This is a genomic window from Acinetobacter sp. YH01019, from assembly GCF_013420285.1.
Classification (GTDB): domain Bacteria; phylum Pseudomonadota; class Gammaproteobacteria; order Pseudomonadales; family Moraxellaceae; genus Acinetobacter; species Acinetobacter gandensis.
This window is the reverse complement of the sequence record NZ_VOYM01000079.1, coordinates 1-12,688: the sequence shown is the minus strand read 5'-3', so window position 1 is coordinate 12,688 and position 12,688 is coordinate 1. Positions and strand designations below refer to the sequence as shown.

6 protein-coding genes and 5 pseudogenes are annotated in these 12,688 nt (G+C 38.3%); 5 read left to right on the top strand and 6 right to left on the bottom strand.

Features of this window, described 5'->3' with window-relative positions; all coding sequences use genetic code 11:
* Positions 1-225: 225 nt before the first annotated feature.
* A complete protein-coding gene (locus FTT84_RS14750; protein WP_005105082.1) occupies positions 226-2,136 on the bottom strand; it encodes a bifunctional UDP-sugar hydrolase/5'-nucleotidase in 1,911 nt (636 codons plus the stop codon).
* A gap of 292 nt (positions 2,137-2,428) precedes the next feature.
* Positions 2,429-4,891, bottom strand: a complete 2,463-nt coding sequence (locus tag FTT84_RS14745; RefSeq protein WP_180081612.1) for an ExeM/NucH family extracellular endonuclease — start codon at positions 4,889-4,891, stop codon at positions 2,429-2,431.
* A 394-nt stretch (positions 4,892-5,285) separates the two neighbouring features.
* Between FTT84_RS14745 and ppk1 the strand changes: the two genes are divergently transcribed.
* Complete coding sequence (gene ppk1, locus FTT84_RS14740) at positions 5,286-7,364, top strand: polyphosphate kinase 1 (RefSeq protein ID WP_180081610.1); 2,079 nt, start codon at positions 5,286-5,288, stop codon at positions 7,362-7,364.
* Between the two features lie 16 nt (positions 7,365-7,380).
* On the opposite strand, the pseudogene FTT84_RS18275 reads toward ppk1, so the two are convergent.
* Positions 7,381-7,470: pseudogene (locus FTT84_RS18275) on the bottom strand (IS982 family transposase); the annotation flags it as partial.
* A 70-nt stretch (positions 7,471-7,540) separates the two neighbouring features.
* Between FTT84_RS18275 and FTT84_RS18185 the strand changes: the two are divergent.
* A pseudogene (locus FTT84_RS18185) lies at positions 7,541-7,753 on the top strand (hypothetical protein); the annotation flags it as partial.
* 44 nt (positions 7,754-7,797) lie between these two features.
* Here FTT84_RS18185 and FTT84_RS14735 read toward each other — a convergent pair.
* Both FTT84_RS14735 and FTT84_RS14730 read right to left on the bottom strand, forming a co-directional pair.
* Complete coding sequence (locus tag FTT84_RS14735; RefSeq protein WP_004280933.1) at positions 7,798-9,570, bottom strand: alkaline phosphatase; 1,773 nt, start codon at positions 9,568-9,570, stop codon at positions 7,798-7,800.
* 108 nt (positions 9,571-9,678) lie between these two features.
* Positions 9,679-9,834: pseudogene (locus FTT84_RS14730) on the bottom strand (IS982 family transposase); the annotation flags it as partial.
* Positions 9,835-10,040: 206 nt separating this feature from the next.
* Here FTT84_RS14730 and FTT84_RS14725 point away from each other — a divergent pair.
* From FTT84_RS14725 to FTT84_RS14715, 3 genes and pseudogenes are all read left to right on the top strand, one after another.
* Positions 10,041-10,232, top strand: a complete 192-nt coding sequence (locus FTT84_RS14725; RefSeq protein ID WP_005105075.1) for a hypothetical protein — start codon at positions 10,041-10,043, stop codon at positions 10,230-10,232.
* Positions 10,233-10,316: 84 nt separating this feature from the next.
* Positions 10,317-10,442, top strand: a pseudogene (locus FTT84_RS14720) (IS4 family transposase); the annotation flags it as partial.
* A gap of 153 nt (positions 10,443-10,595) precedes the next feature.
* Positions 10,596-10,832 carry a VF530 family DNA-binding protein gene (locus FTT84_RS14715; RefSeq protein ID WP_004280931.1) on the top strand — a complete coding sequence of 79 codons (237 nt, stop codon included), beginning with the start codon at positions 10,596-10,598 and terminating at the stop codon, positions 10,830-10,832.
* A 401-nt stretch (positions 10,833-11,233) separates the two neighbouring features.
* On the opposite strand, the pseudogene FTT84_RS14710 reads toward FTT84_RS14715, so the two are convergent.
* Positions 11,234-12,562: pseudogene (locus FTT84_RS14710) on the bottom strand (NAD-dependent malic enzyme); the annotation flags it as partial.
* Between the last annotated feature and the right edge of the window lie 126 nt (positions 12,563-12,688).

Sequence of the window (12,688 nt, the reverse complement as noted above, 5' to 3'; positions counted from 1 at the left end):
TGGACAAAATGACTCCAGATGAGTTTTACTATGACCAGCTACCACAACAAAATAAGGTAGCTTAACTAGAGCAGAATATCACTTATAAATAAGCTTTTAGTTGTTCAAACAAGTGGGACCACCTCTTCCATAGTTTTAAAAAAAAGAAGCTCAATGGAGCTTCTTTTTTTTAAAACTATGGATCGGTCTGAGCCAAAATTTTTATCTTTTATCAATAAATCCTTTTTATTCTTTATAATTTTGCGTGCTGTATTGCTCAACTGGCAATCGGGACAAGGCCTTTTGCCCTTTTTCACCAGGTAACCCTTCTACATACTGCAAAAATGCTTCTGCATAATCTAATCCCACATCTATACGACGCTCACCAGTAATGTCTTTAAAGCTTGTGTAAAAGTCCTGACCATCAGCCAGAAAGTTGATGGTAATTACTTGATAGGTCTGATTCATATTTAATGGCTGATATTGACCTTGTGCATTTCGAACCTTTAAATTGGATAAACGCTGACCCTTTGCCTTAGTTAAATCTACATCCCATTGTAGTCCACCCGCATATGGATAACTGCCTGTGTTATTACTCGTAACAGCATCCATGGCATCTTCCAGCACTGCTTTAATTTCTTGGCCAGTTGCATTTAATTGTACTAAGGTATTTTTGAATGGCAGCACTGTATAAATTTTCTCTACCGTAATATCACCTTGAGGCAGATCTACCCTTACCCCTCCTCCGTTTTGGATTGAAATATCTGCATTAAAATATTTTTTACCTTGCTGTAGAAATGCTTCGGCAACCAGCTGCTGTACATCACCCCCATGCTGATTAATAAAATCTGCTTTATTGCAGACATCACCTAAACTAGAACGTGATGTATCTTTGGTCATTCCTGGAACACGACGTAAGCATAAATTATCATTAGCAATGGCAACTTTTTCTTTGCCTAATAAGTTTTTAGCGACTTTATACGGTTCTAAAATACTTAAAGCTATAGCATCAGGCTGTACAATACGTAAGGAGTTACTATTTTCAATATCTCGCTTAATAGAATCTAGTTCCGTACTCATCAATGCTGGAGCATCTTTAGCTGTACGTTTAAAATCATCGCCAATCAATACATTGGCTTTTCCTGCACATGCTTCAATTTTACCATCGGCATCAAAGTTGACTTTGAGTTGTCCGACGACATAACTATATTGCCATGCCTGTACAACACAGACCTGATCACCATCTTTATTTTTTAATACAGTGGGATAGTCACCCTCTGGGCTTATACCGTAACTTTTAAGTTTCGCATCTGCCAGCAAGGTATGAGAATCTCCGCCAACAATGACATCAACGCCTGACAATTTAGTGGCTAAATCTTTTTCTAACCCGTACCCTAAATGAGATTGAACAATAATTTTATTGATGCCTTGCTGTTTTAGCTCATCAATATATTTTTGTGCAGTAACTACTTCATCATTAAATACAGTATCTTGATTTGGTCGAGAAGCATTTTTAGTTTTATTGGCAATCGTTAAACCAATTAAAGCAATTTTCTGCCCTTCTTTTTCCATAACTGTATAAGGTTTAACAAGGTTAGTTTGGTATAGTGCTGAAGTTTTTCCAAACTCGACATTTGCACTCAAGACTTGGGTTTTATTTTCACAATTACCTTTATCATTTAAGAATCCAATAAATTTTTTTAAGCCATCATCCGTATTATCGAATTCATGATTACCTAGCGTTAACGTATCGAAACAAACACTATTCATGAGATCTGCCTCTGCTTCACCTTCTTTCAAAGTAAAATAGAGGTCCCCAGTAATGGCATCACCTGAATGAATTTTTATTGGATTCTTCTCAGTGCTTGCCAAAGTATTCATCAACGCAGCAACGCGTGCAAAACCACCATTAGAGACTTGTATTTCTTCACGTTTACCCATCGAAGTTTCAAGCATTAATATAGTACTTTCCTCATCCAAATGTGAATGACTGTCATTAATATGTACTAAATTGACTTCCAGCGGTTTAGGAGGAATAACAGGCGTTATATTCGTATTTTCTTTACTATCATTATTACACCCAGTTAAAAACATACTAGAAACTAATAAACTGCATGTAAAACCCGAATACCTAGTTAGTTTATTATTAAAAGACATGACCACCCCACCTGATTATAATTTAAACAAACATCATGTAGGTCTGCTGTTTAAAATTCATGACATTCACTATTTTTTCTAATTGTTTTTTAACAAATGGTTAAGTTATCCCATTAGGGAACTTTTCATTTCATGCCCCAAGCTTAAATTATAAATTTTGAATAAGCATATGTTTGATTATTGCTTGGCTAATTTTTTAAGCACTCAATAAAATAAGGAGAAATATGAAATTTCCCCTTATAGATTAAATTTATTTCGTCAGTTTTCTTAATTTACAGTCGATGAACTCATATCAAAATTTACGTCTGCGTATCATGGAAACTAAAACGAGGCCCGTTAAGGTTAACATTGACCAGATCCCCATGCTGCCACCGCTTATTTTTCCTGTATCAGGATTACTCGATATATTTTCGTTTAAATCCATATCAACAATTACAGGATCATGATCGGAAGAACGGAATGCATCATCGCTATAGAATGCTGCAATTTGCTCATCTGTTTTATATTCTTCGTTATAGTCTAAGGCCGTCGGCTCATCAGCATTGATGTGCCAAGCAAAAGCGCGTTTCACCATTGGATATAAGTCTGCATCAGCAATTGCATGGTCTAGGTTTCCTGCGCCCCCATTGCCATTGGCATCACTTGCAACACCAAATACATAACTATAGGCTGTTTTACCTTGTCCAATTTTTTCGTCATTGAGCAAGACTTTATAATTGGCTTTTTCTAATGCTAAAATCGGATCTTCTTTAGCATAACTATTCATATCACCGACCAGCAAATAATTTGGTTTAGCCACTTGTGTTGGATTTTTTGCAATCCACTGCATAAGTTCTTGTACTGCAGTTAAACGTGTTGCATTCCAGCAACCTTGACCATCACCCTGATCAGCATCGGCCAGAGTTTTATCGGTAGGACAACTGCCTTTCGACTTTAAGTGATTGGGTACTATCGTAAATATTTTTCCACCATTTACAGATTGGAAACTTTGCGCCATGGTGACACGGTTCTTTTCAGTCTGATCATCATAAACTGCAGGCTCACCTACAGGTTTTACGCGCTTACTGTTATAGATAATCGCAACTGCAATTGCATCTGTACCTAATTTTGTCATTTGGGTTGGAATGACATATTTCCAGTCTGCACCTAAGGCTTGCGATAAGTATGCCACTGCACTTTTATCATCAAAACCATTATTTGCGATTTCCATTAACCCATACACATCGGCATCAATTGTTTTTAAAGCACTGACAATTTTTTGATGTTGCTTTTTAAACTCAGCTTCTGAGGTTGCACCACGTTCTGTTGGGAAACCTTTTTCTGCACCATTATCATAATTCAAGACATTAAAAGCCGCAGCGCGAATTTGCTTAGCGTCTTTTGCAATCACTATTGAAGGACGTAAATTGGTATCCTTGATAATTTCAGGTTGTGCCTTTGCCTGAATAGGTTGAATTCGCCATGCATTAAAACGATACTCTAAAATCCCTTCAACATTTTTCAGTTGAGAACCTGTTCTTAATGTATTTAAGGCATTGAAGTTTTGCGGCAGCAATGGTGTTCTATTTTGATTGTTATAGCCATCATCTAAGATAATTTTAGAAAGTAAGTTTTGCTTGGCTAACGCAACTGCTTCAGCAGATTTTGCAGGATATAAATTGGTTGGAATATATAAGCGATCCAAACTTAAAGATAGCTCACCATAACGACCGTAATTGTAATTTTCACTTACCGTTAAACTTTGCGGGATTTTAACCAGCATCCCTTGATAGCGTTTAGGGACATTTCCTGCTGTATCCGTCAAACTGCTAAATGGCAAATTAAGTGCCTGTGCCGTGACTGTATTGGATGCTTGTGGAGTACAGGTTTGAATATTTTGATCAAGTTGATCTATTTGGAGTTGATTTTGATATGAAGTTAAACGACCTTTTAAAATAACCTCTTCACCTACTTTCCCTCCAATGATTTTACTACTAGCAGGAAGATAGACAAAAATAGCATTGCTCAAATTGGCTTTGGCTTTGCTATCGGGCGTTTGTACATAAAAACCAGAAAAACCATTATCGTAACGGTAGTCTGCGGTAATAACACCACGAACAACATACGGTTGATTTTGAGTGGCAGATTGTAGGTCTGCAATCGCGGTATCTACTGTATTACAACTAATAGGGGTAATGGGTGGAGTGACAGGCGGGCTTGTGTCTAAATACTGGGAAAAATCATCCCGACTTGACCATTTAGACCATTCGCTTTCTAACTCAAATGCTGCTGCAGGATCAATTGAAGTTACATTATTTGAAGTTTTAGTACGTGACAAACTATTTTGATAACTACTAAAATCGACTCCCCAGCCAGTACCTGGATCTTCTCCCACACGACCAAAACGGTCTATTGGCGTACCTTTATATAGCAGGACTAAAGCATCGTCTCCATTAAATGCAAGTCCTGCCACTTGATTGACTTTAGTACCAATTACTGCCTGCAACTCTGTTCGACCAATAATGTACTTTGCTTTACTTACCAATGAGCCTTGTAATTGAAAAGCCGCAGACTTTGTGATTGAACCATTAGTAAATTGTTGAATCTCATAGTCAGCTAAGTTCACTGTTGAACTGTCTGGATTATAGATTTCCAAGCCCTTTTTATTGGATGTGCCATCTATATACTGACTAAACATTAATTGTGCATGTGCAGAAAATGAGCACCCCATGAGCACTAAACTTAAACTCAATATTTGTGGTTTTATATTCATCATGATTTTGAACAGTTGTTAAAATTTAAAATAGATTAATTTTTATACATGACATCACTATGAATAACTGATGACAGTTTTAGTTGAAATCGCTTTTCTAGAAAGTTCCCCCATTAAGCCTCCAAATTGTCTCAGTTTGAATCAATATTCCCCTGTTCTGCTAAATTCAGATAAAAAGTCTATATATCCGCCAAACGAAACAACAATACAATACGATTTCATAAATCTGTCATTAAGTAGTCACAGAATACTCAATTGAATAAAGTTCAATTCTTAGCCTTCCCGCAGACCTGGTCATTTTTTATTTACAAAAAATTAATTGACCTCTTCCAAAGGTTTTAAAAGAATTTTTATTAGCTTCCTTCAGCGCTGCAATCTAACTTTATAAGAGCCATAAATGACTGCTTTAAATGTGCCTTCAAATTCTTCCATACATACATTAAAAACTTATATTAATCGGGACCTTTCCTTACTTGAATTTCATAAGCGAGTATTGGCACAGGCGAAAGATACTGAATACCCTTTACTTGAACGATTAAATTTTTTAATTATTTTTTCAAGTAATCTTGATGAGTTTTTTGAAATACGAGTTGCCAGTTTAATGCAACAAATTAAACTTTCAGATCATGCTAGAACTCGTCCAGATGACTTATTAATCTCAGACATAGTCACCACCATTTCCAAACTTGCACATGAAGCTGTCGAAGAACAGTATAAAATTCTTAATTATAATCTCTTACCACAACTGCAAGGACATGGCGTTCATTTCATTCAGTATGGTGACATCCTTGAAAAACATAAAGAATGGATTAAAAATTATTTTCATCATGAAGTTCAACCTGTGGTCACGCCTATCAGTCTAGACCCCGCACACCCTTTTCCTCGTTTAGCCAATAAAAGCTTAAATTTTATTGTCACTTTGGAAGGCAACGATGCCTTTGGACGAAAAATTGATTTGGCGATTGTTCCCGCACCACGATCATTACCTAGATTAGTGAAGTTACCTAAAAGTATTTCCGGTGAGGCTGAACACTACATTTTACTTTCAGCCATTATTCAGCAACATATTCATGAATTATTTCCAGGCGTTACAACAACGGGATGTTATCAATTTCGGGTCACACGTAATGCAGATTTAACTATCTCAGAAGATGTTGAAGACTTAGCAATTGCCTTAAAAGATGAACTATCCTCACGGCGCTTTGGTCGGGCTGTAAGACTTGAGGTGACTAAAAATTGCCCTGAAAATATTATTGATTATTTACTTGGACAATTTGATCTTAAGCAAGAGCAACTCTATCGTATTGACGGCCCGCTTAATCTGGCGCGCTTTATATCGAACTTCAATTTGCCAGAGTTACGTTTTCCTCCCCATATACAAAAATTACCGAAAGTGTTGTATGGGAAAAAATCCATATTTGAGGTATTAAAAACCGGAGATGTTTTATTACATCACCCTTTTCACTCTTTCGCTCCGGTCATTAAGCTACTGAAAGAGGCAGCCCATGATCCACATGTGTTAGCCATAAAACAAACCCTTTATCGGAGTGGTGTACATTCTGAAATTGTGCAAGTCCTTGCTGAAGCGGCACGAAATGGTAAGGAAGTCACAGCAGTGATTGAATTACGTGCTCGCTTTGATGAAGAGTCAAATATCGAAGTTGCCAATCTATTACAAGAAGCTGGGGCGGTTGTTGTATATGGGATCGTTGGCTATAAAACCCACGCCAAAATGATTCTGATCGTGCGTCGTGAAATAGACAAAATTAAACGTTATGTTCATTTAGGCACAGGTAACTATCATGCAATGAATGCCAAAATCTATACTGATTATGGACTACTGACCAGTGATGCTGATATTTGTGAAGATGTCCATAAAGTCTTTCAGGAGCTCACAGGCATGGGGAAAATGGTCAAATTGAAAAAACTTTTTCATGCACCATTTACTCTGCATTCTCAATTGATTGAACTCATCGAAACTGAAACTGAAAATAGCAAAGCAGGCAAAAAAGCGCAGATTATTATTAAAGTAAATGCCTTAACTGAACCTCAACTAATTGATGCCCTATATAGGGCATCTAAAGCGGGCGTTCAAATCGATTTGATTGTCCGTTCAATTTGCTGCTTACGCCCACAAGTGAAAGGGCTTTCTGAAAATATTCGAGTCCGCTCAATTGTGGGACGTTTTTTAGAACATACCCGGGTTTATTATTTTTACCATCAGGGCGAAAACAAGCTTTATTGCGCCAGTGCAGATTGGATGGGGCGTAATTTATTCTCTCGCATCGAGACCTGTTTCCCAATCGAAGATAAAAAACTTCGTAAACAAATTCTGCAAGATGGCTTAATGAATTATCTTCAAGATAACCGCCGTGCATGGGAGCTTCAAGCAGATGGAACATGGATTCAATGTACACCAAGTTTGGATAAGCCCATGTATATCGCACAACAGCACTTATTAAACCATACATCTTAATTAACCCGAATCCTGTTTAAGCCACTGATTCTATAATTAGAATTTTTGGCTTATTTTGATGGGTGAGTTGATATGCACATAACAATGCGTAAATCCCCAAATTAAAATCCGCGGAATCAGGGACAAAGCCAAGCTCTTAATTCCTTGGGCCTTGGCTGCCATGATTTTTGTTCCCATTACATAAAATCTGTTTTTGGGCTTATAAAAAACCTGCCTGCTACGACTAAAATTACGTTTTTATTCAAGCCATGATCCTCGGTATGCCGAACTAAAACAGCAATTAATTCACTTTGCCGGATTATATACGCGGCTACTAAAATATGAGCATCAGTATTGCAAATACGATCAAACATCTGGATATTGATAGCTATAGGGATGAAATGTTATAAAAAAATATCCGGGCATTGGCCCGGATATTTAAACTCTAAGCAGCTTAGGCAGTTTGCTTTAACGGTTTGATTTCATTTAATTCATGATCTAATTGAAGCTGATACGCACGGCTTTGATCAACCTGATAACTACGATTCTGGATGCTATCGATAAAAATCCAGTTCGCCTGTACCTGATCCGGGGTAAATGCAACACTCAAGTATCCGCGTTGATTCAAATTACAATAATTCAGCTCATCAATTAGCGTAGTAAATGCCATTTCAAATTCCTGTAACTGGGCTAAGGGAATCTGCAAATACTTCTCCATACCCGGTGATGAAACTGAACTGGTCGCTAGTTCTACCCCGACTGTACTGCCGGCTTGATCTCTCAAAGTGGAGTTCCAGGCATTATGGGTATCTCCTGCAAGTACAATCAGTTTTTTATTCAGCTGTTTACAAGCCGTATAAATCACCTCACGCTCCACGACGTACCCATCCCAGGCATCAAGATTATAAGGCACAACAGTCAGTATTCTGGCTAATTCTGCCTTTGTCAAAGTTGGATCATTTTGCAGATAGCGTATTTTTAGGCCTACCAGTTCTGTCAGCATCTGACGCACTTGTAGCAACACATCTGCAGTGGCCTGACCACTGGTGATCTGCCCCAAAACAGCCAGAATTTCGGCCGGAATTAGCATCTTGCTCATCAGCACCTGCTGACCCAGCACATTCCAGACGGCATTCGATTGGCTGAGTTGTTTCAGTATCCATTCACGTTGTGTATGTCCTAACAAGGTACGCGTCGGATTGAGCAAATCTGTCTGAAATTTATTGGCATCTAGTCCTGTCGCGGTAAGATAGTCAGCATATTGCAATTGCTTGTTACGCGCCAAAATACGAGTATCCAGCATATTCAGCTGAACCAGATCACCAAAATTAAACTGGCGATAAATATTCAAATGATCTGTTTCAGACACTGGACGAATCGGCATCCATTCAAAATAGGCCTGCAAAGCAGCCAGCTTACGTGCAAAAAAATCACCTTCTGAAACATCATGATTTTCCGCACCCTGCTCCCAGGTATCATTGGTCAGCTCATGATCATCCCAGACCACAATAAATGGATGACGCTGATGTGCTGCTTGTAAGTCCGCATCAGTTCGATACAAGGCATAACGCTTGCGGTAGTCTTCCAGTTTAATGATTTCCTCAGCATTATCTGCAGCCAGACTTCGGCCTAATGCTGCAGCCTGTTCAGTCGCATAACCACCCATCCCGTACTCATAAATGTAATCCCCTAAATGAATCACCACATCTAGGTCTTGCTGGGCAATTTCCTGATAGATATGAAAATATCCGGCTGGATAATTGGAACATGAACAAACGGCAAATTGCACCAGCTTGCTTTGCGTGGCTAAAGTTTTGGTTTGACCGACAGATGAATATACCGATGCACACTTAAAACGGTAAAAATAAGTTTGCCCTGCCGATAGACGATCCGCATCGACTTTAACCGTGAAATCTTGCGACCGACTGGTTTCAACTTGTCCTGTATTGATTATCTGGCGAAAATCCTGATCGGCAGCAATTTCCCACTGCACCTGATAACGCAGGTTTTCATCTTCCGGACTTAAGCGTGTCCATAGAATTATCCGATCCTGTAAGGGATCACCACTGGCCACCCCATGTTTAAAAGCGACTTTAGGATGTGCCTGAGCTTGATCTGAAGCATCCTCATCACTGCCACAAGCGGTCAAAGATATGGGTAAAGACAAAGCACCGAAGCCTGCAATGGAGGTCTTAAGCAGTTCACGTCTGGATATTTTTTTAGTCATAACAGCTTGCTATTGTGGGTTTTTTGTTCTTTTTTAATCCAGTTCGATGACATTAATATCTCTAAATTATGACATTTCTATGAAGCCTAATTTTTCCAAGTCCTAAATATACCAAATGACGATAAAACTAATTTCTGAGAGGCTGAGTTGGGCTATTCGAATTCTTATAGACTGATGACTTTATTTAGAAAATTTCCAATAAGTTGCTTCAAATTTCAGAAAGAAATCATCAATTACGCAGAATAATTCGTTACTATTGAACATCGGGGCTAAAGCTTTAGGTTTGGTAACTCAACTGATGGCTCTAGTCCTCTTATTTTTCAAGTTTATTTCTTATCCGCGATTCGGGTTAATTAACCTGGGGTGATTACTCCATAAGCTATTAGCCCTTAAATGCGCTTTGTACTTTAATCTAATCTCAATAATTAAAGATTAGATTAAAAGAACCCCAAATTAAATGGTTGAAAGATATGAGTGATATCAGCGTAAAAAAAGTCAATAAATTAATTGAAGAGTTTGAACAAGAAGGAAATAAGGTAGACCGATTGGAGATAGGTTACAAAACATATGCAGCCTTGATGTTAGATAAGAAATTTGCTGATAAAGTCACAAAATCAAATGAAGACCCTAAAGAGCGTCTTTATAAACAAATAAAAATTTAGCTGGTTACTGAAAAACATTATTTTAAGGTTAGGTGAAATAATTTTCTTTCCTAAGATAAAAAATCAGATTAACTCTGAACTAATACAGTTCAGCGCTTACTCAGAATAATTCCAGTAAATTTATTTGAAATAAAAACCTTAAAAGCGTTATTTTCACTCGATAAAGCCTCCATCAATCAAGAGGAAGCTCGCGTAAGCTTCCTCTTGTAAAAATTGTGGGACAGCAGTGGCAGTCCAAAATATGGTTATGTGTGTCTAGAATTTTGGTGGCTATTCAGTCCATCATTACCTACATTCCAACTCTCTAGTTTTCCAACTAGCCCAGGTTATAATAATGGCCACCCAAAATACGATTGATCTATTATGAACACCACCAATGATCCTTTACACGGTAAAAAACTTGCTGACATTTTGGATGAATTATTGGATTACTACGGTGGCTTTGAAGGTTTAAGTCGTAAAATTGAGATTAGATGTTTTTGCATAGACCCAAGTGTTAAATCATCATTGCGATTCTTGCGTACCACCCCATGGGCACGTGAAAAAGTAGAAAACTTATATTTGTATGTCTTACGCCAAAAGGCCAAACAGAAATCGTAGCAGTCAAAGCCCTAACCTCATCATAATATTATACCAAATAGTAAACTACTCTTAGAAAGAGAATATATATGTCGGTAATTATTGTTGATTTACATATTAAAATTAGTGACCAAAACTTAAAGCACCCTACTCTACCTTAAATTACACCACACAAAATAAAAACCCTATATAACTGTTATATATAGGGTTTATTGAAATACCAATTATGTTATTTAGTGTATTTTATGTCGGTGACTATTGCCAAGGTTGGGGTCGGGAGTTCGAGTCTCCTTTCCCGCTCCAGATTCAGAAAAGCCCTCATCGAAAGATGGGGGCTTTTTTTATGCTCAAATCTTCTAAACCGTAAAAAAGGTGTATTACGACGGGTAATACACCTTTTCTAAAAAATTACACAATAAATATTAGTATGTTACCCGCACATAATCACGGTATTCAGGCTTCCAGAAATTTTCTTCAATGGCATGCTGTAAAACTTCAACACTAACATTCGGTGCCACACCATCCGCAATGGCAGCTAGTGCAACCTTCAATGCAATTTTCTTCGAAATGTCTTGCAGATGATCCAGACTTGGCAATAGATCTGCTTCAGGATCTTGCAATTTTGGCGAACAATCTGCCAAAGCCGTACTCGAAGCCATTAACATATTTTCAGTCACACGTTTCGCACCTGAAGCAATCACCCCTAACCCAATCCCTGGGAAAATATACGAATTATTGCACTGTGAAATATGATTAATTTTCCCTTGATAATTCACTGGCGCAAATGGGCTACCTGTTGCAATAAGTGCTTTGCCTTTGGTCCATTGCAAAATATCCGCAGGTACAGCTTCTACACGGGAAGTCGGGTTGGAAAGTGGCAATACAATTGGATGTTCGCAGTTGGCTGCCAAGGTTTCAATCACCTCTTGGCTAAATAATCCCGGTTGTCCCGAAACGCCAATCAGTACTGTAGGTTTGGCATTTTTGACCACATCCAACAGTGAAATCATAGATTCAGCATCAGCCCAATGTGCAACATTGTCTGTAGATTGGGCAAGTTTGCGTTGGAAATCTAAAAGATTCGGCTGATTTTCAGTAATTAAACCAAAGCGGTCGACCATAAACACACGTGCACGTGCTTGTGCATCGGTTAAACCCTCAGCCACCATTTGCTTGATGATTTGCTCTGCAATACCACAACCCGCAGAACCGGCACCCAAGAAAGTGACCACTTGATCTTTAAGTTGTTTGCCTGCAGCACGTGATGCTGCAATTAAACTTCCGACAGATACCGCTGCTGTCCCTTGAATATCATCATTAAAACAGCAGATTTTATCGCGATATTTTTCCAATAAAGGCATCGCATTTTTTTGAGCGAAGTCCTCAAATTGAATTAAGGCTTTCGGCCAACGCTGCTGAATGGCTTTAATCACCTTTTCAACAAAGTCGTAGTATTCTTCGCCACTAATACGGGGCTGACTCCATCCCATATATATCGGGTCATTCAACAACTGCTGGTTGTTTGTCCCCACATCGAGGGTAATCGGCAACGTATAAGCGGGACTAATGCCACCACATGCGGTATACAACGACAATTTACCAATGGGAATCCCCATACCGCCAATCCCTTGGTCACCTAAACCAAGAATTCGTTCACCATCTGTAATCACGATCACTTTCACATTCTTTTTATTTACGTTATGAATAATCTGATCGATATGATCACGGTCAGGATAGGAAATAAAAATCCCGGTGGTGTTTCAAAAAGTATGCTGAAAAAAAGCAGGTTGAATTTTGATAAAATAGAGAAATGCAAATAACTCTAGAAATCAAATGTCCAACCTGCCTCAGTGACAGTATAAAGAAAAATGGCATCA